The organism is Janthinobacterium sp. TND4EL3 (assembly GCF_900156175.1).
GTDB lineage: Bacteria > Pseudomonadota > Gammaproteobacteria > Burkholderiales > Burkholderiaceae_D > Janthinobacterium.
The window spans coordinates 33,096-52,549 of record NZ_FTMV01000014.1 but is presented as its reverse complement, the minus strand read 5'-3'; the positions used below and the strand labels follow the sequence as shown (position 1 = coordinate 52,549).

21 protein-coding genes are annotated in these 19,454 nt (G+C 66.4%); 11 read left to right on the top strand and 10 right to left on the bottom strand.

Translation table 11 applies throughout. From position 1 onward, the window contains the following. Window positions 1-236 precede the first annotated feature (236 nt). Window positions 237-1,109, top strand: a complete 873-nt coding sequence (locus tag BXA07_RS20540) for a M90 family metallopeptidase (protein ID WP_076570403.1) — start codon at window positions 237-239, stop codon at window positions 1,107-1,109. 9 nt (window positions 1,110-1,118) lie between these two features. Here the strand turns inward: BXA07_RS20540 and BXA07_RS20535 are convergent, their stop codons facing one another. Continuing rightward, entirely contained in the window at window positions 1,119-1,814 is a 696-nt protein-coding gene (locus BXA07_RS20535; RefSeq protein ID WP_076570401.1) for a LytR/AlgR family response regulator transcription factor, read from the bottom strand. Then, window positions 1,811-3,463: a histidine kinase gene (locus BXA07_RS20530; RefSeq protein WP_170909701.1), complete on the bottom strand. Its 1,653-nt coding sequence runs from the start codon at window positions 3,461-3,463 to the stop codon at window positions 1,811-1,813. Before BXA07_RS20530 ends, BXA07_RS20535 begins: the two co-directional genes overlap by 4 nt. 173 nt (window positions 3,464-3,636) lie before the next feature. Between BXA07_RS20530 and BXA07_RS20525 the strand changes: the two genes are divergently transcribed. The 7 genes from BXA07_RS20525 to BXA07_RS20495 all read left to right on the top strand — a co-directional run bounded on the left by BXA07_RS20525 (window position 3,637) and on the right by BXA07_RS20495 (window position 10,133). Beyond that, entirely contained in the window at window positions 3,637-5,733 is a 2,097-nt protein-coding gene (locus BXA07_RS20525) for a serine hydrolase domain-containing protein (protein ID WP_076570397.1), read from the top strand. Between the two features lie 91 nt (window positions 5,734-5,824). Then, complete coding sequence (locus BXA07_RS20520) at window positions 5,825-6,655, top strand: transporter substrate-binding domain-containing protein (RefSeq protein WP_076570395.1); 831 nt, start codon at window positions 5,825-5,827, stop codon at window positions 6,653-6,655. 128 nt (window positions 6,656-6,783) lie between these two features. Further along, entirely contained in the window at window positions 6,784-7,467 is a 684-nt protein-coding gene (locus BXA07_RS20515) for an amino acid ABC transporter permease (RefSeq protein WP_076570393.1), read from the top strand. Continuing rightward, entirely contained in the window at window positions 7,467-8,159 is a 693-nt protein-coding gene (locus tag BXA07_RS20510; protein WP_076570392.1) for an amino acid ABC transporter permease, read from the top strand. Before BXA07_RS20515 ends, BXA07_RS20510 begins: the two co-directional genes overlap by 1 nt. Next, window positions 8,156-8,899: an amino acid ABC transporter ATP-binding protein gene (locus BXA07_RS20505; RefSeq protein WP_076570390.1), complete on the top strand. Its 744-nt coding sequence runs from the start codon at window positions 8,156-8,158 to the stop codon at window positions 8,897-8,899. The genes BXA07_RS20510 and BXA07_RS20505 overlap by 4 nt, the downstream gene beginning before the upstream one ends. A gap of 109 nt (window positions 8,900-9,008) precedes the next feature. After that, window positions 9,009-9,575 carry a hypothetical protein gene (locus tag BXA07_RS20500; protein ID WP_076570649.1) on the top strand — a complete coding sequence of 189 codons (567 nt, stop codon included), beginning with the start codon at window positions 9,009-9,011 and terminating at the stop codon, window positions 9,573-9,575. Window positions 9,576-9,773: 198 nt separating this feature from the next. Next, the gene (locus BXA07_RS20495; protein ID WP_076570388.1) at window positions 9,774-10,133 is read left to right on the top strand and encodes a hypothetical protein; all 360 of its coding nucleotides are present in this window, start codon (window positions 9,774-9,776) and stop codon (window positions 10,131-10,133) included. Window positions 10,134-10,154: 21 nt separating this feature from the next. Here BXA07_RS20495 and BXA07_RS20490 read toward each other — a convergent pair whose 3' ends face one another. Both BXA07_RS20490 and BXA07_RS20485 read right to left on the bottom strand, forming a co-directional pair. Beyond that, window positions 10,155-11,021 carry a universal stress protein gene (locus BXA07_RS20490; RefSeq protein ID WP_076570386.1) on the bottom strand — a complete coding sequence of 289 codons (867 nt, stop codon included), beginning with the start codon at window positions 11,019-11,021 and terminating at the stop codon, window positions 10,155-10,157. Between the two features lie 86 nt (window positions 11,022-11,107). Further along, window positions 11,108-11,428 carry a hypothetical protein gene (locus BXA07_RS20485; RefSeq protein WP_076570384.1) on the bottom strand — a complete coding sequence of 107 codons (321 nt, stop codon included), beginning with the start codon at window positions 11,426-11,428 and terminating at the stop codon, window positions 11,108-11,110. Window positions 11,429-11,657: 229 nt separating this feature from the next. On the opposite strand from BXA07_RS20485, the gene phbB reads away from it, so the two are divergent. Continuing rightward, window positions 11,658-12,404, top strand: a complete 747-nt coding sequence (gene phbB / locus BXA07_RS20480; protein WP_076570382.1) for an acetoacetyl-CoA reductase — start codon at window positions 11,658-11,660, stop codon at window positions 12,402-12,404. 183 nt (window positions 12,405-12,587) lie between these two features. Here phbB and BXA07_RS20475 read toward each other — a convergent pair whose 3' ends face one another. The 4 genes from BXA07_RS20475 to BXA07_RS20460 form a co-directional block, all read right to left on the bottom strand. After that, a complete protein-coding gene (locus BXA07_RS20475) occupies window positions 12,588-12,968 on the bottom strand; it encodes a TraR/DksA family transcriptional regulator (protein ID WP_076570380.1) in 381 nt (126 codons plus the stop codon). Window positions 12,969-13,076: 108 nt separating this feature from the next. After that, the gene (locus BXA07_RS20470; RefSeq protein ID WP_076570378.1) at window positions 13,077-13,496 is read right to left on the bottom strand and encodes a VOC family protein; all 420 of its coding nucleotides are present in this window, start codon (window positions 13,494-13,496) and stop codon (window positions 13,077-13,079) included. A gap of 80 nt (window positions 13,497-13,576) precedes the next feature. After that, complete coding sequence (locus BXA07_RS20465; RefSeq protein WP_083708428.1) at window positions 13,577-14,038, bottom strand: hypothetical protein; 462 nt, start codon at window positions 14,036-14,038, stop codon at window positions 13,577-13,579. Next, on the bottom strand, window positions 13,996-14,823 hold the full coding sequence (locus BXA07_RS20460) for a hypothetical protein (RefSeq protein ID WP_076570375.1): 828 nt from the start codon (window positions 14,821-14,823) through the stop codon (window positions 13,996-13,998). The genes BXA07_RS20465 and BXA07_RS20460 overlap by 43 nt, the downstream gene beginning before the upstream one ends. Before the next feature lie 269 nt (window positions 14,824-15,092). On the opposite strand from BXA07_RS20460, the gene BXA07_RS20455 reads away from it, so the two are divergent. Beyond that, window positions 15,093-15,542 (top strand): hypothetical protein, encoded by a 450-nt coding sequence (locus tag BXA07_RS20455; RefSeq protein WP_076570373.1) that lies wholly within the window; start codon window positions 15,093-15,095, stop codon window positions 15,540-15,542. Between the two features lie 3 nt (window positions 15,543-15,545). On the opposite strand, the gene BXA07_RS20450 is transcribed toward BXA07_RS20455, so the two are convergent. Next, window positions 15,546-17,918, bottom strand: a complete 2,373-nt coding sequence (locus tag BXA07_RS20450; RefSeq protein ID WP_139335677.1) for a CHAT domain-containing protein — start codon at window positions 17,916-17,918, stop codon at window positions 15,546-15,548. Continuing rightward, entirely contained in the window at window positions 17,915-18,439 is a 525-nt protein-coding gene (locus BXA07_RS30315; protein ID WP_076570369.1) for a hypothetical protein, read from the bottom strand. Before BXA07_RS30315 ends, BXA07_RS20450 begins: the two co-directional genes overlap by 4 nt. 201 nt (window positions 18,440-18,640) lie before the next feature. On the opposite strand from BXA07_RS30315, the gene BXA07_RS20440 reads away from it, so the two are divergent. Beyond that, window positions 18,641-19,405, top strand: coding sequence for a hypothetical protein (locus tag BXA07_RS20440; RefSeq protein ID WP_139335676.1), 765 nt, complete (start codon window positions 18,641-18,643; stop codon window positions 19,403-19,405). The last annotated feature ends 49 nt before the right edge of the window (window positions 19,406-19,454 follow it).

Below are 19,454 nucleotides of genomic sequence, written 5' to 3'. Positions count from 1 at the left end.
CGCCGTTCGCGACGGTTTTGTCAGGCGTTGTAATGAAGGAATAAAAGCCGGGTTGCCACCCGGCTTTTGGCGTTCGAGCTGGCCCTTTGATCTTGGCGGATTGAAAAGATGTTAATCAACCCCATGTGGGCTGAACTGCCGCCCGCGACGCGCGGCTTCACCTGAAGGAGCTTGTCCTTGCCTGCCTACGCCGCCGTATTGTTTTCCTGCTACGTCATCCTGCATCGGGCCGCCGCATGAACCCGCTGCTGTGGATCGCTCTCGTCACGGCCGCCATCGCCCTGTCGCTGTGGCTGCCCCGCTGGCGCCTGAAGCGGGCGCTGGCCAGGCCCTTGCCGGCCGAAGGCCTGGCCGTGCTGGAGAAGAACATTCCCGTCTACACACGCATGCCGCCAGCGCTGCAGCAGCAGTTGCGCCACCTCGTCGTGCAGTTCCTGTACCAGAAGAAATTCGTCGGCTGCGGCGGCCTGGAGATCACGGACGAGATGCGCTACACCATCGCCGGCCAGGCGTGCTTGCTGCTGCTCAATCGCCAGACCCAGGTGTATCCCGAGCTCGACACCATCCTCGTGTATCCCACGGAATTCATCGTCAGGCGCGATGAAGTGGGGCCGGGCGGCGTCGTCACGCCGTCTGCGAATGGCTTGCTGGGCGAATCCTGGGGCGATGGCCGCGTCGTGCTGGCCTGGGACCACGTGCAGCGCGGCGCGGCCGACTGGACCGATGGCCACAATGTGGTGCTGCATGAATTCGCCCACCAGCTCGACAGCGAATCGGGCGCCGCGAATGGCGCGCCCTACCTGCCCAGCGTGTCGAGCTACCGCAGCTGGGCCACCGTGCTGTCGCGCGACTTCGACAACCTGCGCCACGACGCCATGTACCGGCAGCAAAGCGTGATGGACCACTACGGCGCCACCAATCCCGCCGAATTCTTTGCCGTGGCGACGGAAACCTTCTTTGAAAAGCCCTACCAGATGGCCGAGCACCATGCGGAACTGTACGAGGAGTTTCTCAAGTACTACAAGGTCGACCCGCGCGACTGGATGGCGCCGCCCGTGGAGCCCGAACACATGGCTTCGCCGTTTCCCAATTACGCGCCGCACTGGTAGGCGGGGACTTCAGCCCAGCAGCCGCCGTTTCAGCGCGGGATAGCTGCTGCGCGAGACGGGGATGCCCGTGCTGGTCTGCGTGTCGAGCGCATATTTGCCGCCCGCGGCGATCTGCAGCCGCTTGAAACCGAGGCTGTTGACGAGGTAGGAGCGGTGCACGCGCAGGAAGTGGGGCGGCAGCAGGGCCATGAGCTTGTCGATAGGCAAGTCATGAAAACACCGTTCGCCGCTGCGCAGCACGATATTGCTGTAGTGGCCATCGGCCTGCACGTGGTCGATCTCGGCCATGGCGATCCATTCCAGCGCCCCGCGTTTCTTGACGGCCAGCGAGGCCGCTTGCGCGTGCCGTTCCGTATAGCGTTGCAGCGCCTTGTGCAGCCGTTCGCGGCTGAAAGGCTTGGCGACGAAATCGAGCACGCCGAACTCGAAGGCCGTGATCGAGCGCTCCGCGTGGGCCGAGACGATGATGGTCTGGAACGGGGCGTGCCGGACCTGGCGCAGCAGCTCGTAGCCGTCCGCGCCGTGCAGGTGCAAGTCCAGCAGCAGCAAGTCGACCTGCTCTTGCTCCTGCGCCAAGGCGGCCAGCGCCTGCGGCACATTGTCATGCAGCACGAGATTGCGGAGTCGCGCGCCGAAATGCGCGCGTACTTCGCGTGCCAGGCCTTGCGCGATCAGCGGTTCGTCTTCCAGTATCAATACGTTCATGGGGTGGCCGGCAGGGTGAAGGTGACGAGCCAGCCTTGTTGCTGTTGCTCAATGTCATAGCGGGCGCGCTCGCCAAACACGGCATGCAGGCTGGCGCGGATGTATTGTTCGCCCACGCCGCCGCCCGCATGGGGGCGTGCCTCGCCTTCGGGCAGCAGCAGGGCCAGCATGTGCGTTTGCGCATGTTGAACGATGCGCAGCACGAAGCGGGCGCCTTGGCGGTAGCGGTTGTGGCTGAACGCATTTTCCAGGGCCGTCAGCAAGATGGCGGGCGGCACGGTGATGCCTGCCGCGTCGCCGTCGAGCAGCAGGCCGCACGGCTGCTGCAGCCGCGTGCCCATGATGCTCAGGTAATTCTGGCACAGGGCCAGTTCCTGCGTCAGGGCAATGCTGGGCTGCTGCGCAAATTCATTGAGCATGCGTAACTCGGCGCCCAGCGCCTCGATGAAGGTTTCGGCCGCCTGCGGCGATTGCGCGTTGAGTTCGCCGATCAGGCTCAGGGAATTCATCAGGAAATGCGGCTGCATGCTTTTGCGCAAGAGCTGGTTCTCCAGCTGCCAGGCGCGCGCCGCCTTGCCGCGTTCGCTCAACAGTTGCGCCAGCAATTGCGCGCACAGGGGCAGCAGCAGGAAGCACACGACGAGGGCGAAGCCCCCTTCGGCAAACTGGCTGCCCGTCAGCAGGAACAGGGCGCACGAAGCGAGCGCGATCAGGGTGCCGCCGCGGCTGCCGGGCAGGCGGCGCCACAGGGCGACCAGGTTCAGCAGCAGGCTCGCTGCCAGGCCCGCCAGAAACATCAGCCAGCAGCGCGCGTCGAAATGCGCGGGCAGCGCGCCGGCCAGCGCAATGCACGCCAGCAGCACCGCCGCCGCCAGCGGCCAGCGGGGCAGGCGGTACGCCGTATAGAAGTACAGGGGCAGCAGGGCGGAAAACAGCCAGGTCAGGGCGCTGACGGCATACAGGCGCGGCAGGTGCCAGGGATAGGCGTAGCCCGTGACGCTGCGCCAGAGCTCCACCACCAGCAGCAGCGCCGCCACCAGGCACAGCGCGGCAAACATGGCCCAGTGCCGCTGCCGCTGGTACAGCGTGCTCAAGGCCAGGAACAGCAGGGCGACGGCGCCCAGCGCCCCGGCCAGCAGCAGCGGCGGCAGCCGGTACCAGGCCAGTGCCGCGCGGTAGTCCTGCCGGTCGACCAGGTACAGCGCATAAAAGGGCGACGCCAGGCGCGCCGGCGCCTGCTGCGTCGACAGCAGCAGGCGCAGGTGGTGTTTGCCTGCGGTCAATTGCTGCGGCCTCAGGTGGATGGCGAAATCGATGTCGCCCGCGCGTTCCCCGCCAGCCTGGCGGGCCGGCTGGCCATTGCTGCCGATCAAGCTGCCATCGAGCCACAGCTCGCTGGCAGCGAGCGCCGACAGCACCAGCAGCTGCGTCGACGGCGGCGTGGCGGCCAGGACCAGTTCGCGCTCGATGCACAGCAGCTGGCCCGGCCGGAGCAACTGGTGCAGCGCGGCGGCGGGCGCGGAGGGACCCGCGCCGCAGGCGCGCCAGCCCTCGTCCAGCGATAGCCTGTCCATGCCCATGGCGAAACAGGGCCAGGCCAGGCAGCAGGCGAGGCAGTACCGCGGCAGGTAGCGGAAGAGGGAGGGCATGGCGGGCATTGTAGCTGCTCATTTGCCAACCCTTTGCAACATTTTCATCCACTTCGGTGCCGTTCATGCAGTCAGCGTGCATTTCGTGCACGGCGCGACAAGGAGGTGTGAAAGCCACTTACCATGCATCAGCGCCGCGTGGTGGACGCGGCCCTCACCATGGAAGCATGACTATGCAAAGCAGCAAATACTACGGCTTCGCCGGCGCGCTGGCGCTGCTGTGCGGCGTGGCGCAGGCCGCCCCCTCATCTGTTCCCGCGTCTGCTCCCTCTCCTGCGCTGGCCGCGCGCCTGGCGGACTTCGATGGCTGGGTGGCCCGGCGCATGGCCGCGCAGCGCATCCCGGGCGTGACCGTCGGTTTCAGCCAGGGCGACGTGGAATGGGTAAAAGGCTATGGCCATGCGGACCTGGAAAACCGCGTGCCGGCCACGGCCAGCTCCAGCTACCGGCTGGCGTCCGTCACCAAGCCCATGACGGCGGTGGCCATCCTGCAGCTGGCCGAGCAGGGCAAGGTCGACCTCGATGCGCCCGTGCAAACCTATGTGCCGTACTTCCCTGTGAAACCCTTCCCCGTGACGGTGCGCCAGCTGCTGGGCCACCTGGGCGGCATCGACGCCTACCGCAACAGCCAGGTGGAACAGCATTTCAAGGAGCACAAGGATACGCGCCAGTCCATCGCCGTCTTCGAGCAGTTCGACCTGGTGGCCGAACCGGGCACGCGCTTCCGCTACACGAGCTATGGCTACAACCTGCTGGGCGCCGTCATTGAGGGCGCCTCGGGCGAAAGCTATGGCGGCTACATGCGGCGCCACGTGTGGGGGCCGCTGGGCATGGACACCACCGTGATGGACGACCCCGACGCCGTGATCGCCCACCGCGTGCGCGGCTACCGGCTGGCCGGCACGGCGTTGAAGAATTCGGAATTCGTCGACATCAGCAGCCGCTTTTCGGCCGGCGGCACGCGCGCCAGCGTGCCCGACATGCTGGCCTTCGGCCGGGGCGTGCATGAAGGCAAAATCCTGTCGCCAGCCAGCGTGGCGGCCATGGTGCAGCCGATGGCCACGCGCGCGGGCCGCTTGACGCACTACGGCATGGGCTGGGAAATCCCTCCCGCGGGCGGGCGCTACGCCATCGCGCACAGCGGCCAGCAGCCGGAAACCGTCACCTATCTGTACAGTTTCCCCTCGCGCAAGCTCACCCTTGCCGTCGCGTCCAATCTCGAGCGCGTCAATCCGGAAGCCTTCGTGCAGCGCCTGTTCGAGGTGGTCACGGGCGAACCGTGGCAGCTGCACACGTATATCGCCGATGCGGGCGCGCAGCGCGCTTACCAGGTGGCGCAAGGCCTGTTCGAGGAGGGCCGGGCCTACGCCGAGCGCACGGATCAGGCGTATGCCGATGCGGCCGCCACGCGGGCAGCCTTTGCGCACATCAAGCAACAAGCGCTGGCGCCGGACGCCACGGCCGCGCGCGCCTACATCGAAACGGCCCGCCATCCCGCGGGCGGGCGCGTGTTTCTCACGGCCGGCGCCAGCATGGCCGGAGCGCTGCGCCGGTCGGGCGCCGACCTGGATACCTATTCGCGCGGCGGCGCGCTGGCGTTTGCGCGCGACTATATTCTGCTGTCGCAAGGCAAAGCGTCCGGCACCTTGCCCCGTTTCGATCCCGCCTTCGAGCAAGCCATCGTGACCCTGGCCGCCAGCTGGGACGGCACGGCGGCCATCGCCTGGCCGCAGGCCCCCGTGTCCATCGCCGCGCTCGACGGCCAGCTGCGCGCTGCCTTCCATGGCCAGCGCGCCTATCCCGATTTCGTGCCCGAGCTGCTTGAGCTGGCGCAAGCGTCGGCCGCGCGCGGCGACACCGAGGCGGCGCTGGCGGCCGGCCGCCTGGCCGTGGCCTTGTATCCGCTCAGCGACGGCGCGCATGCGCTGCAGGGCTTGACCTTGCTGCGCGCCGGCAAGACGAACGATGCCACGGCTGCCCTGCGCCTGTCGCTGGCCCGCGACCCGCTGGGGGCGGCCAGTCCGGCGGCGCTGAACCTGGAAGCCTACCGTTTGAAAGGCAGCGGCGCCGTGGCGCCAGGCATGGCCGTGCTGCAGGCGGCCGTCAGCCTGCATCCGCGCGACGCGAACCTGCACGACAGCCTGGCCGAGTTTTATGTGGAGCAAGGCTTGCGCCCGCAGGCCGTCGAGGCGTATCGCCAGGCGCTGCAGCTCGACCCCAGCTATCCGGGCGCCGTGGGCGCCAGGGCGGCGATCATCCGCCTTAGATGAATTCTTCATAAGCAAGGCTGAAAAGATTCCTTTTTGGAAATAAGGACGCTGCGGTCTAATGGCGGCATTCGTTATCCACCAGAGGAATCCCATGCAGACCCGTCTTCATTTCGCCGCGCTTCTTTTCATTTCCATCGCCTTCACCCAGGTGGCGCAAGCGGACCAGCTGGCCGCCATCAAGGCGAAAGGCGAGCTGGTCTGCGGCACCCTGGGCACGGACGAGCCGAACAGCTTCATCGACGCCAAGTCGCGCCAGCTGGTCGGCTATGAAGTGGACCTGTGCCGCGCCATCGCCCAGGGCATCGGCGTCAAGCCGGTGATCAAACAGCTGGCCGTGGCCGCCCGCATTCCCGAGCTGCAGCAGGGCCGCGTCGATATCCTGACGGCGTCCTTGACGCACAACAAGGAACGCGAAGCGCTCGTCGATTTCTCGCTGTCCACGTTTTACACGGGCCAGCGCGTGCTGGTCAAAAAAAGCAGCAATATCACGACGGTCGCGGGATTGGCCGGCAAGAAAGTGTTGACCGTCAAGGGCGGCACGCAGGAACCGAATCTCCGCAAGGCCGTGCCCGGCGTGGACGTGGTGACGTTCGAGACGGCGGGCCAGGCGTATTTGGGCTTGCAGCAGGGCAAGGGCGTCGGCTATGTCGATGATGAAGTCTCGCTGCTCAACAACTACGCCAAGCTGGGCGCCGCGCAAAAGGACTATATTGTGCTGCCGCAAAACATCAGCGAGGAAGTGTTTGCCTTCGGCATACGCAAGGGCGAGAAGGGCGTGAAAACGGCCGTCGACCAGGTGCTGCGGAGCCTGGAAAAGTCGGGCGAGGCGGAAAAACTGTTTTTCAAATGGTATGGCCCCACGAGCAATGTGAAATTTCAGAAGCGCACATTCAAGATTGAATCGGACAAGATTGACGCCTAAGCAAACCTACTGCGCGGCGCGCTTTGCGGCCTGCGATGCTCACCGTGCTCCAGCACGGTTGCGCTTCTCAGCCACAAATCACTGCCGCTCGCTACGGTTTTCTTAGGCATCAATGATATTTCACCATCATGTTCCAATTTGATCTGAACTTTTTGCTGGCCGGCGACTACCGCGACTGGCTCGTCTCCGGCCTGCTGCTGTCCCTGCGCCTGATGGGCATGACCTTGCTGTTGGCCCTGCCGCTGGCCTGCGGCGTGGCCATGCTGCGGCTGGCCCCGTCGCGCCTGCTCAACGGCCTGGGCGTGGCGTATGTCGAGCTGATCCGCAACGTACCGTTGCTGGCCCACTTCCTGTTCTGGTATTTCGGCGCGCCCGAACTGCTGCCCGACACGTGGAAGGAGCGCTTGTACGCCGGCAATATCGAAGCCGTCAGCGCCGTCACGGCCCTGACTTTATATACGGCCGCCTACATGGCCGAAGACATCCGCAGCGGCATCCGCGCCATTCCCGCCCAGCAATTCGAGGCGGGCCGGGCGCTGGGCCTGAGTTTTCTCGCCACCATGCGCCTGTGCATCGTGCCGCAGGCGCTGCGGCTGGCCGCGCCGCCGCTGCTGTCGCAAACCCTGACCCTGTGGCAAAACACCAGCATCGCCACCGTCATCGGCGTGGCCGAACTGATGTACCAGACGCAGCGCGTGGAAGCGGCCTCGTTCCGCAGCGTCGAGGCCTTCGTCTTCGCCAGCGCGGCCTACCTGGCCGTCTCGCTGCTGCTGTCCGGCCTGGCGGCCTTGCTGCAAAGGAAGGTGTCCTGATGCTGGAACTGCTTCACGATTACTGGCTGTATTTTCTGGTGGGACGCTATCCCGAGGGGCCGCTGGGCGGCCTGGCGCTGACGGTCGTGCTGGCCAGCCTGGCGCTGGTGCTGAGCCTGCCCCTGGGTTTGCTGCTGGGCCTGGCACGCCTGAGCCCCTGGCCGTTGCTGCGCTGGCCCGTCGCCGCGCTGATCCACGTGGTGCGGGGAATTCCCCTGCTGCTCGTCATCTTCTGGGCGTATTTCTTCCTGCCCAGCATCACCGGGCATGAAAGCGGGCAGTTCGGCACCATGCTGGCCGCCCTCGTCATTTTCGACGGCATTTATCTGGCCGAGATCGTGCGGGCCGGCGTGCAAGCCGTGCCCAAGGGGCAGGTGGAGGCGGCCCGTTCGCTGGGCCTGAACTACCTGGACAGCCTGCGCACGGTGGTGCTGCCGCAGGCGCTGCGCCACATGCTGCCCTCGCTGGTCAACCAGTTCGTCTCGACCATCAAGGAAACTTCGCTCGGTTACATCATCGGCCTGGCCGAAGTGTCGTTCATCGCCTCGCAAGTGAACGGCCTCGTGCTGACCAAGCCCGTGCCAGTGTATTTCTTGCTGGGCATAACGTATTTTGTTTTGTGTTTCAGCCTGTCGCGCGCCGCCTTCTGGCTTGAGCGGCGCCAGGCGCGTCTTCTGAAAGCGGCCAGATGATTACCTTTGACAGCGTCAACAAATACTATGGCGAGTATCACGCTTTGCGCGAGATCACTGAACACGTGGCCAGGGGCGAGGTGCTGGTCGTGTGCGGCCCGTCCGGCTCCGGCAAGTCGACCCTGATCCGCACCATCAACCGCCTGGAACCGGTCGCCTCGGGCCGCATCACGGTGGGCGGCCAGGACATCCACGCGCCGGGCCTGGACGTGAACGCCTTGCGCTCGCATATCGGTTTCGTCTTCCAGCAATTCAACCTGTTTCCGCATTTATCCGTGCTGGACAATTGCACGCTGGCGCCGCAGCGCTTGCGCGGCCTGGGCCGCCAGGATGCCGAGGCGCGGGCGCTTGCCCTGCTGGAACGGGTGGGACTGGCGCACAAGGCCCGCGCCAGGCCGGCGGACCTGTCCGGCGGCCAGCAGCAGCGGGTGGCGATTGCCCGCGCGCTGGCCATGCAGCCGCCGCTGATGCTCTTTGATGAACCGACGAGCGCGCTGGACCCGGAAATGGTGGGCGAGGTGCTGCAGGTGATGCGCGACCTGGCGCGTGACGGCATGACCATGGTGTGCGTCACGCATGAAATGGGTTTCGCGCGCGAGGTGGCGGACCGCGTGTGGTTCATGGATCACGGACAAGTGCTGGAGCGGGCCACGCCCGAGGAGTTCTTTGCGCGTCCGCAACATCCGCGCGCGCGGCAATTCCTGGCCGATATCCGCAGCCCGCTGGGCCTTCCCGCCTGACGATTGCGCGGCTGTGTGCGCAAGCGAACGGTATTTCGCCGGCGTCGGGCGCACGCTATCGTGGCAAGTGGCGCGCGGTGCGCCAGCAGCCGACCAGGAGGACAGCATCATGTCACGCATCATTGCAGGTCATTTTCAGTTGCAGGAACAGGTCGACGCCGCGCGCGCCGCCCTGAACCAGGCGGGCTTTCCCGATAGCCGCATCAGCGCCTTCTTTGTCAACCAGCCGGGCCAGCACGATCTGCATGCGCTCGGCGGCGACCGCGACATTTCGCCCGGCGCCAGAGAGACGCCTGTGGGCGTGGTGGAAGGCGTGGCGGTCGGGGCTGCCGTCGGGGCCGGCATCGGCGCGGCCACCGCCCTGGCGACGGGGCCGCTCGGTCCCGTCGTCGGCCCGCTGGTGGGCGCCCACGTGGGCTCGCTATACAGTTTCAACAAGATGAAGGAGGCGGGCGAGCCGGAAGGCCATGGCGACGGGAATGGCGAAAACCGCCGCCAGCCCCGGCATCCGGGCATGCTGATCGCCGTGGCGCTGAGCGGACTCGACGAGCGCGAACGGGCGCTCGAGGCGCTGCACCGCCTGGGCGCCGAGCATATCGAGGAAGCGGAAGGCACGATCGCCAATGGCGACTGGCATGACTTCGACCCGCTCAGCATACCCGTGCTGGTGGCCTGATGTGGCGGCAATATCGTCGGCCATGGCATAAATGCCGCGCAGCACGAAATTTAGGTATTATTCTTGTTAGTATTGGTAGTGATTGCTAAAACAATGCCGACAGGGATAGTTTCCGTGCGCCCGAAGTGAGCGTGGACCCAGGTGACTGCCCGTAGTACTTGCCTCGCATGCTAACGAGTATGAATAGGAGGGCGCGTCATGACACAGGCATGGTTCATCCTGACACGGGCAGACGGGCGCGACATCTGCGCGCCCTCGCCGGCACAGCTGGCCGATGCGCTGGCCGAAGTGTACCGGGGGCCCGCCGCCACGCCGGATGGCGGGCCGGCCGCCGTCATGTTGCGTTTTGGTTACGATGACGGCCTGATGTATCAGGTCGAGGTCGCTAGCGGGGGCGAAGTCACTTTCGAGGAATGGTCGGACCGCGATTGCGAAATCGCCCTGGCCAGCCCGCGCCACATGTCGGCCCTGCCGCAGGATGCCGCGCTGCAGCTGTGGCAATGGCTGGCGCAGCGCCAGGTGGCGAAGATCCGCAGCCAGCCCTGGCAGGGCAGCTAGCCCTGCCGTCTTTCCCACTGCCTAGTGCGCCATCAGCACGGGGATCGTCATGCTCTGCAGAATCGTGCGCGTGACGCCGCCCAGGATGGTTTCGCGCAGGCGCGAATGGCCATACGCCCCCATCACCAGCAAATCGGCCGACAGGTCGGCCGCCTGCGACAGCAGGGCCTCGCCGATGTCGCCGCGCCGCACGCCGCCGCCATCGAGCAGGTGCACGCGCGCCGCCACGCCGTGGCGTGCCAGGTAGTGCAGCAGTTCCGCGCCCGGCTGTTCACCGTGCTCGGCCGCATGCACCTGGGCGTCGAAGATGGCCACGTGCACATGTTCAGCCCGCTGCAGCAGGGGCAGGGCGGCGGTCACGGCGCGGCTCGCTTCCTTGCTGGCATTCCATGAAATGAGCACATTGCGCGCGGCCGCCGGCGGCGCCAGCAGGGGCAACGGCGGCGCATATGGCACGATCAGCACGGGCCGGCCCGAGTGCAGCAGCACATAGGCGGGAAAATCGCGCATCACGGACGGCGATTTATCCTTGGCATTGTATTGGCTGATGACCACCAGGTCCGCATAGCGGGCCAGCACGCTGATGCCGCCCGCCGCCTCGTCGTCGACGACGCGCTGTTCGAACGAGGCGACGCCGGCCGCGCGCACCTGCGCCTCGAAGCCGTCGAGGGAGCGCGTGGCCCGTTCGCGCAGGAAATTGAGGTGCAGCGCCAGGTTCGGATCGGCATCGAGGTCGGGCTGGTTCTGGTACAGCAGCCGCGACACGCCCGTCAGGGCCACGCCCGTCAGGTGGCCGCCGCAAGCCTGGGCGATGCTGGCGGCCGCTTCGATGCGGGCGGCGCGTCCCGCGCTGTCGTCGATGTGGAGCAATACGGTCTTGTACGTCATGGCCTGGCCTCTCGCTGTGCAGTAAGACCCATTCTGGCACAGTCCGGGGCGCCGGCCGCGCACGACTGCGGCCGGCGCTTGCTGCCTCAGCTCATGCCGATGATGATGATATCGGCGTCGCAGTTGCGGTAATGAATCACGATGATGATAATGCGCCGCAACTGCGCCGCCCTTTGCGCCACCTCCATCATGGCGCGGTCGGCGCGGTTCTTCATGGTCACCTGCACTTGCGAGGCATCGCTGACGGGGATGCCCATGGCTTTCAGCGCCGCTTTCGGGTTGGCCATCAGGGCCAGCGCATGGTGCGGATCGAGTTCCGCCTGATGCAGCGATTCCACGTCGCTCATGCCGGGATTGATCTCGTTGAACAAGTCCCTCAATGCTTCCGTATCGTCCTGGATTTCCATCGCGTTCTCCTTTGAATCATGCCATCAGGTAAGGATTAGCTGCCTTGCCCGCCGAGGTGCCATCACCTCCTTGCAAAGTATGATTTTGATAATTTTTCTCGTATGGACACAGCGCAGACGAACGCGTCCATATGCAGGCTCAGCCTTTGATCTGGCGCAATGCCGTCGCCAAAAGCGCCACCTACACTTGATCCCACGCAGAACAACCACAACCAGAGGGGAGACGGCAATGAAGGAACAAAAGGTGGCGCTGGTGACGGGCGGCATGGGCGGCCTGGGCACGGCCCTGTGCCGGCGTTTGCATGACGCGGGCCTGATCGTCGTGGCCGCGCATACGCCCGGCAATCCGCGCGTGCAGCACTGGCTCGACGAGCAGCGCGAGCAGCATTACCATTTCCAGGCGCTGGCCGTCGACGTGGCCGATTTCGCCGCGTGCAGCGAGGCCGTCGGCAAGGTGCTGGCGCAGTTCGGCCGCATCGACGTGCTGGTGAACAACGCCGGCATCACGCGCGACCAGAGCATGCGCAAGATGGAATTGGCGCACTGGTCCGAAGTCATGCGCACCAATCTCGACAGCCTGTTCAACATGAGCAAGCAGGTGCTCGAACCCATGCTGCAACAGCGCTGGGGCCGCATCATCAATATCTCGTCCGTGAATGGCCAGAAGGGCGCGTTTGGCCAGTGCAACTATGCGGCCGCCAAGGCGGGCGTGCATGGCTTCAGCAAGGCGCTGGCGCTGGAAGTGGCGCGCCACGGCATCACCGTCAACACGGTCTCGCCCGGCTACTTGCGCACGCAGATGGTAACGGCCGTGCCGGCCGATATCCTGGAAACGAAGATCCTGCCGCAGATTCCCCTGGGCCGCCTGGGCGAGCCGGACGAGGTGGCGGCGCTGGTGGCTTACCTGGCCTCCGACGAGGCGGCGTTCGTCACGGGCGCGAACATCGCCATCAATGGCGGGCAGCACATGAGTTAAGCAAGCTGAGTCAGGCAAGCGCGCAGCTTGCAGCAGGGCAAGGGCAGCAGAGGAGACCCGTCCAGCCAGCCGGCACGCACGATGCTGGCGGGGGACGAACGGCCGCATGGCGGCAAGGCTGGAAAGCAGGGGGCAGGGCAGCGATGCCTTGCCCTTTGTCGTTGTGCCGCCCGGATGGCAGCGTCATGGTACCGAGCGCAGGGATTTTTCCAGCCGCGTCTGGCAATCGATGCACAGGCGCGCTTCCGGGCGCGCGTTCAGGCGCGACAGGCCGATGGCTTCGCCGCAGTTGTCGCACAGGCCGTAGCTGCCGTCGGCAAACTTGGCCAGCGCGTGCTTGATGATGGCCAGTTGCGCCATATTGTGCTCGGCCGCTTCGCTGACGAGGGCGTTCAAGGTACGCACGCTGGCGTTGTCGGCCGGCGAGGCTTCGATTTCATTGAGCAGCGAGGCGCGCGCATCCGCCTCGGCCGCTTCACTGTCGATTTGTTCCTGCAGCGCCAGCTTGCGCTGCTCCAGCTCGTCGCGCAGGCGCTGCAGCTGGTCTTGCGGCAATCCGTTCATGGCTGTCCCCGATAGGCGTCTCTCCTCTATGGTAGTCCAGGATGGGCGACTCTGCTTGCGCTACCACCCGCGCCGCGTTTGACGCGGCGCAGGCAGGCAAGGGCCGTTCTATGCTGGCTCTTTCAGGCAGTTGACCATCCAGGCGACGCCGAACTGGTCTTTCAGCATGCCGAAGCGCTTGGCCCAGAAGGTTTCGGCCAGCGGCATCTGGATGCTGCCGTCACGCGCCAGCGCGGCGAAGGCCCGTTCCGCTTCCTCCGGCGTATCGAGGGTCAGGCAGACCGAGCAGCCGCTCATGCCCCTGGCGCCATCCTCGCTGCAGCCGCCGTCCGAGCCCATCAGCATGGTGGGACCCAGTTGCACGGAGCCGTGCATGATCTTGTCGTACCAGTCTTCCTTCACTTGCTCCTGGCCCGGCGAGCCGCGGAACGGCATCAGGCACAGATTCTCGCCATGCAGGTGCTGGCGGTAGTATTCCATCGCTTGCGCGCAATTGCCATTGAATTGCAAATACGGTTCGATACGCATATTGGCCTCCTCTGGTCGTCCCGCGGGCGTGATTGCCATGCGGGGACGTCCCAGTATAGGCGCTCGCCAGCCAATTTCAATCAGTCCTGCGCCATCTCTTGCAGCCGCTCACGCACCTTGCCGACGCTGGTGAGAATGCGCTCGGGGCTGCCTGCCAGTACGGAGCTGCCCAGGTGCAATAAACTCGTGGCCAGGCTGATCCAGTGCCGCACGTCGTCGTTGCGGGCGATGCTCAGGCGCACCGTGTCGAGCAGGCCGCTGAGCTGGCGCTGCGCCGTGTCCAGGCCGGCGACGGTATGCCCGGCGGCATCGGCATACAGCTGGTTCGCTTGCTGGCGCAGGGCCACTTCCAGCGCGAAGACGGCGTGTGCCTGGCTCAGGCTGATGCCGTTTTCTCCCTGGCTGGCGCGCTTGCGGATGGCGCGCATGACGGCGCCATGCAGGGTGACGGCCGCCTGCGACAGGCTGTCGGCCAGCTGCTCGACGCGCATGGCGCTGCTCAGGGCCGCTTCGCGGCGTTCGCTGCCTGGTGATCCGTCCATGTTGCCTCCGGGATGTGGGTGCCGGCCATGGCCAGGCGCGCATGTTCGCGCGCCAGGGCCGCCAGTTGCTGCCCTGCCAGCGTATGACGCAGGCCGTACAGGCGGTATTCCTCTGTTTTGCTTTGTTGCAGGGTTCTGGCCAGCACCACCAGCAGGCGCTGCTGCGGCGTGTCGGCGAAGGCCAGGTCCATTTCCAGCTGGCCCAGCACGATATCGCGTTCGTTGTCGCCCGCCTTGTCGTACAGGCGCAGCAGGCTTGCCAGCGTGGACAGCAGCGTCTGCACGGCGTCGTCGCCTTCGCGCAGCACGTGCGCCAGTTGTGCGCGCTGGCCGGCTTCCCCCTGCAGGCGGGCCAGCAGGCGCAGCACGGCGGTGTAGGCCGCCACGTCGCGGTCGACGATGCCGCTGTCGGGCCAGGCGCGGATGGCGCTGCCGGCGGCCTTGATTTCATTGTCCAGGGACAGGTATTCCTGGCCCGCCAGCCGTCCCAGGGCCTGCAAGTACAGCGACACGCCGCGCTGGATCAGCGCCACGTCGGCGTGCATGGCGCGGCGCTGCCGGTCGAGGACCTGTTCGCTGGCGTCCTGCTGCGGCGACAGGTAGGGCCGCAGGCGCGCATAGCTGTCGCGGTGGCGCAGGGCCAGTTCGCCGAAGGCCGGCAAGGCTTGTTCGCCAGCGGCCAGCGCGCGTACCTGCGCCAGTTCGGGGGCGGCCGTGGGCAGGCCGGCGCAGCCGGGCAGTAGCTGGCTCAGGAGTAGGGCGGCGCAGGCGGTCAGCTGTTTCATGGGCGTTGATCAGTGAGGGCGAGTGGGAATTGTCGCTCCTTCCGGCCCGATCGAATTTGCGGTTAAGCAAAATTTGTGGCATCTTGCCCGCCGTTCGTCGCCGTGCGGGGGGCGTTCGTCGCGCCGCTGGCGGGCTTCGTCCCAAGCCGGCTGCGGCGTCTCCAGCGCACGGCCAGAATGGTGTTCATGCAGCCGGAAACGACAAGTTGCACGACGCAAACCAACCGACAGACATGATGCCCAGGCATCCTCACGTAAGGAAACAAATCATGAAAAAAATCTTCTTCGCCGCCCTGACTTTGCTGGCCGTGCTTCCGGCGGCGCAAGCCGGATGTCCCATGAAGGACAGCACGACGGCCGATATTCGCCGCGTCGTCAATGCGAACGGCGGCTGGCCCATTTCGGATGCGCAGTGCGCCCTGCTCAATGAGAAGAAGCTGTTGCTGGCAGTCACTGGCGACGCGACGGTACTCGACGGGGTGAGCGTGGCCTGGATCAGCGTGTCACTGGCTGACTCCGCGCTCAATATCCATGCGGACGCGATCGGCATGTCAACGCAGGTCAATGCCAAGAAAGCCAGCATGGACGTGGCCGAGAAAATGCAATACGCAGCCATCGAGGCCGCAGTGAAGGCGCTCGACTTTAACAAGGCCGTGCGCGAAATCGACGCCTACCGCGCCAAGACAGCCGCCAGCGTCAAGCAGCCGGCCAGGCGCTGAGCGTCAGGCGGGACGCGGCGCGACCAGGGCCGCATCCGTGCCCGCGAACACGAAGCCGGCCCAGTCCAGCGGCGGCCGGCCCAGCCTGATCATGGCCTGTTTGGCGCGATGCAGGGCCGCGCCGGGCGCCATGCCGTTGCCGATGTGGCCGTACATGGCGCGCATCAGTTCCGTGCTCGCCTCGCTGGGCACGCTCCACAGGGATGTGATGGAACTGCGTGCTCCCGCCAGTTCCACGGCCCGCCGCAGGCTGGCCAGGCCTTCTCCCGGCAAGACGGCGCCATTGCCCGTGTTGCAGGCCGATAACACCACCAGCTGCGTGCCGTGCAGCGGCAGGCGGGCGATATCCTTGGCCAGCATCAGCTCGGCCTGTCCCTTGTTCGACAGCAGCAGGCCGGCGCGCCGGCCCGGCAGCAGCAAGTCCATCGATTCCGCTTCCCCGCCGGCCCCGTCATCGGGTGCGGGACCCGTATCCTGCCCCAGGATGGCGTGCGCGGCGACGTGCAGCACGACGGGCGATACGCTGGCCTGCATGGCGGCCATGCTGGCTGCTTCCCCTTCGTAGCGTCGCGTGGCCATCCCCAGCTTGTGCAGGCCGGCGCTGACGGCGTCCGCCTCGCCGCGCGTATCGGGCAGTGGCGCGACGGCGACGATGCGCTGTGCGCCGGCCGCGTGTTCGCCTGCCATGGCAAAGCGCGTGGCGGCCGTGGCCGGCTGGGCCAGCCCCGCGCCATATGCCGGGTTGGCAAAGATACACGCCGCGCCGGACGCGGACGCGGGCGCGGCGGCGGTCTTGTCTGGCAGTAATTGCAGAAGGGAATTGACATGGCGGCACGAGCGCGTCAGCGCCAGCGGCTGGCCCTGGGCATCGGGCAGGGCGTCGAAGGGCAGCAGATGCAGGGCCGCGTCCGGATCGAGTATCCACTCGGCAGCGGCAAGCGCCGCCGGCGGCAAGTCGCGCAGCAGCCGCTGCGCCAGCGCGCTGCCGCCGGCCCGGCTGGCGGCCATGGTTTTGCTCATCAGCTCGCTCCGGTAGCCGTGCACGGCCTGTTCCAGCGCGCGCTGCGGACCCAGATCGCACACGCTGATGGATGCGGCGGTGAGGCAGTAGCGCAGATAGCGGGGCGGCGCCGGAGCGAACGACGTGGCCGACGGTGGCGCATAGACAAAAAAGCCGATGACGGCATCGTTGCCCAGGCCGCGTTGCACGGCTGCCAGGTCGATGCCGTTTCGGTCAGGCAAGGGCAGTGTCTCGATGCGCAGCGCGCCCGCTACCTGGCCGACTTGCAGGCTGTTCATGAGGGCAAGTTTCATGAAGAGGCCGAGGTCGCGCATGGCTTGCGGCAGGGCGGCGATCTGGTCTTCCACTTGCCGCAACTGTGCCTGGTTTTGCCGCAGCTGCGCGTCCGTGCTGGCATGGAGCTGGCGCAGCATGGCTTCGTGGTAGCGCACACCGCCGCCCTTGGCGCTGACCATGCGCGCCAGCAGCACAGGGACGGCGCTGTCGAGTGCGCCGTTCTGGCGCGCCTGCTCCAGCTGCGCGGCGAGTATGGTGCGGCGCATGACGAATGCCGACCAGACGGCCTCCATGGTGGTGCTGGTCTGATCCATATGGGAAAAGCGCTGGCTATTGCTGTCCAGTGCGGCGGCAAAGGCTTCGGCGGCGGCGTCGTGCTGGCCAGCCTGCCACAGCAGCAGGCCGATCTTGAAGTGCCGGTACTCCTGCGCCAGCACGGCGGGCACGTCCTCCGTGGCGGCCCGCCTGGGCGCGACGTGCTGGCGGTAAAAGCGCGCCAGCTCCTCCACGTCGCCATTCGCGTGCAGGGCGCGCGCCGTGGTGAACCATAGCTCGGCCGCGGAATGGTCCGTGTCGTACGGCAGCTCGCCGACGGTGCGCAGCGTGCCCGGCGCGCCGATGGCCGTCAGCATCTGGCGTCCGTATTCCACTTTCAGCAGCTGCTTGCCCATCGCCCTGTCCATGGCGGCGGACAGCTGGGCGAATGGCTGTAGTTGTTCGGCGGCAATGCGCTCCTCGGCCTGCACGGCCAGGCGCAAGGCATCGACGGCGACCTGGGTGCGTCCCAGGCCCAGTTCGGCAAAACCATAGGTGGGCAGTACATACACGCGCCACGGCCAGCGCCGGGCCGGATCGGCATCCACCACGGCCAGCGCTTCGGCGAGCAGGGGCTGGGCCGCCAGGAACTGTTTATTGCTGAGCAGCGCCATCGCCGTTTTCACCTTGGCCTGCAGCACGGGAAACAGGTTCGCGTCCGGCGCCGTGCCGCCGTCATCCCCGCTGGCGTGGACCCATGGCGCGACCAGGCTCGCGCATGCCGCCTGCATGAGCCGGCGGCGGGCAAGGAAGCGCCTGTTCATGTGCGCTCGCGGTTGGCATAGATGGTCAGCCAGCGCTGCCATGCCTGCGGCGTGAGCGGCGGCTGGCCTGGCGCGGCGATGCAGCTTTGCAGCGCATCGGTCGTCGCCGCCTGCGCCACGCAGGCGCGCAGGCGCTGCCGTTCCGCCTCCATCTGCGTGCGCCGCTGCAGCTTTTGCTCCAGCGCGGCACGCCAGCTGGCCGTATCGCGATATTGCCTGTCGTCATCTTGCACGGTGCATTGCTCCGCCATCAGCCGCATGCGCTCGGCCACCGGCTGCCAGCGGCTGGGCGGCATCGCGCCCGTGCCGGGCAGCTTCCACGCCGCGCCCAGCCTCTCATCCATGCACAGCGCCGTCGCCAGCGCCAGCGGCCTGCCCGTTGCCAGTTCCAGTTGCTGCAACCTGTGCATCTGCAGCACGGTATCCGCGTCGAGGGAGGGGGCTTGAGCATGGGCCGTGCCACACAGGGCAAGCAGGCAGGCGGCCAGGCGGCAGGACAGCGGATGGTCGGAAGATGGCATTGCCGGCATGGCCCGCGGGCGTTATGAAATAAGCATAAGTATAGCAGTTGTAATAGTGTCTCATGGCAATATTGCATGGGCATTCGTCGGCCCGAAGGCGGTGTTGCTCGGACATTTGCCGCCATTCGTCGCAAGGCGGCTGCGCCCCCGCATGGCGCCGGCCAGAATCGTGGCCTCATCCACTCACCGAGGCAGCCCAGCATGAATATCCGTACTTCTTTACCCTCCGCCCTAGCCAGCCTGCTTTGCGCCGTGTTGCTCGGCGCCTGTGGCGGCGTGGTCGGCGGCGATGGCGAGGCGCGCGGCCCGGCGGCCGACGCCAGCCTGTTCGTGCCCATGGCCGAGTATTGCGGCATCAAGTCGCCGGAAACGCGTTCGGTGACCGGGGAGGGCTGGGACGCCGCGCCCACTTTCATGAATGGCTACCGCTATACGGCCAGCTCCCTGCGGTCTCTCGCCGGCAGCAGCCAGGCGCTTGAAGGGGGGCTGGCGCTCAAACTCGACATCAACGACTACCGCGGCGCGGTCGCCGACGGCATGGTCGCCACTTTGCCCGGCGCCGGCGATCCGGCCTGGGTCATGGGCGCGCGCATTCCCACCGTGCTGGCGCCACGCGCCATCGCGTGCACCGTGCACCTGTCGAAATTGCGCAATGACTATACCCGTCCGGCCGGATGGTCGACCTACTGGCACGCCAGCCTGCCGATGGCGCAGTTGCCGGGCCACTTGATCGATGGCTTCGAATTTGTCAGCAATTTCACGCCGGCCGACAGCACCCTCTATTTTGTGCTCGACAAGGCGCGCTACGGTAATGTGCAGGCGCCTTCGCTATGCTACCTGGCGCCGCAGAAGACGCAGTGGGAATGCGCGGCAGCGACGCTGGCCGATGCGGGCGCGCGCTGGGAAGTGCGTGCGACTGGCGTGCGCGCCGGCGCCTACGCGCTGGTGTCGAGCTCGCGCCGATAGACGCTGGCCTGGCGCTAGCCTATCATTGCAATTATCTTACTTTTAGGAA

Excerpts from the sequence above, each read along its gene's own strand:
- BXA07_RS20540 (WP_076570403.1), top strand. The coding sequence starts at position 237 with ATGAACCCGCTGCTGTGGATCGCTCTCGTCACGGCCGCCATCGCCCTG.
- BXA07_RS20535 (WP_076570401.1), bottom strand. The coding sequence starts at position 1,814 with ATGAACGTATTGATACTGGAAGACGAACCGCTGATCGCGCAAGGCCTG.
- BXA07_RS20530 (WP_170909701.1), bottom strand. The coding sequence starts at position 3,463 with ATGCCCTCCCTCTTCCGCTACCTGCCGCGGTACTGCCTCGCCTGCTGC.
- BXA07_RS20525 (WP_076570397.1), top strand. The coding sequence starts at position 3,637 with ATGCAAAGCAGCAAATACTACGGCTTCGCCGGCGCGCTGGCGCTGCTG.
- BXA07_RS20520 (WP_076570395.1), top strand. The coding sequence starts at position 5,825 with ATGCAGACCCGTCTTCATTTCGCCGCGCTTCTTTTCATTTCCATCGCC.
- BXA07_RS20515 (WP_076570393.1), top strand. The coding sequence starts at position 6,784 with ATGTTCCAATTTGATCTGAACTTTTTGCTGGCCGGCGACTACCGCGAC.
- BXA07_RS20510 (WP_076570392.1), top strand. The coding sequence starts at position 7,467 with ATGCTGGAACTGCTTCACGATTACTGGCTGTATTTTCTGGTGGGACGC.
- BXA07_RS20505 (WP_076570390.1), top strand. The coding sequence starts at position 8,156 with ATGATTACCTTTGACAGCGTCAACAAATACTATGGCGAGTATCACGCT.
- BXA07_RS20500 (WP_076570649.1), top strand. The coding sequence starts at position 9,009 with ATGTCACGCATCATTGCAGGTCATTTTCAGTTGCAGGAACAGGTCGAC.
- BXA07_RS20495 (WP_076570388.1), top strand. The coding sequence starts at position 9,774 with ATGACACAGGCATGGTTCATCCTGACACGGGCAGACGGGCGCGACATC.
- BXA07_RS20490 (WP_076570386.1), bottom strand. The coding sequence starts at position 11,021 with ATGACGTACAAGACCGTATTGCTCCACATCGACGACAGCGCGGGACGC.
- BXA07_RS20485 (WP_076570384.1), bottom strand. The coding sequence starts at position 11,428 with ATGGAAATCCAGGACGATACGGAAGCATTGAGGGACTTGTTCAACGAG.
- phbB (WP_076570382.1), top strand. The coding sequence starts at position 11,658 with ATGAAGGAACAAAAGGTGGCGCTGGTGACGGGCGGCATGGGCGGCCTG.
- BXA07_RS20475 (WP_076570380.1), bottom strand. The coding sequence starts at position 12,968 with ATGAACGGATTGCCGCAAGACCAGCTGCAGCGCCTGCGCGACGAGCTG.
- BXA07_RS20470 (WP_076570378.1), bottom strand. The coding sequence starts at position 13,496 with ATGCGTATCGAACCGTATTTGCAATTCAATGGCAATTGCGCGCAAGCG.
- BXA07_RS20465 (WP_083708428.1), bottom strand. The coding sequence starts at position 14,038 with ATGGACGGATCACCAGGCAGCGAACGCCGCGAAGCGGCCCTGAGCAGC.
- BXA07_RS20460 (WP_076570375.1), bottom strand. The coding sequence starts at position 14,823 with ATGAAACAGCTGACCGCCTGCGCCGCCCTACTCCTGAGCCAGCTACTG.
- BXA07_RS20455 (WP_076570373.1), top strand. The coding sequence starts at position 15,093 with ATGAAAAAAATCTTCTTCGCCGCCCTGACTTTGCTGGCCGTGCTTCCG.
- BXA07_RS20450 (WP_139335677.1), bottom strand. The coding sequence starts at position 17,918 with ATGAACAGGCGCTTCCTTGCCCGCCGCCGGCTCATGCAGGCGGCATGC.
- BXA07_RS30315 (WP_076570369.1), bottom strand. The coding sequence starts at position 18,439 with ATGCCATCTTCCGACCATCCGCTGTCCTGCCGCCTGGCCGCCTGCCTG.
- BXA07_RS20440 (WP_139335676.1), top strand. The coding sequence starts at position 18,641 with ATGAATATCCGTACTTCTTTACCCTCCGCCCTAGCCAGCCTGCTTTGC.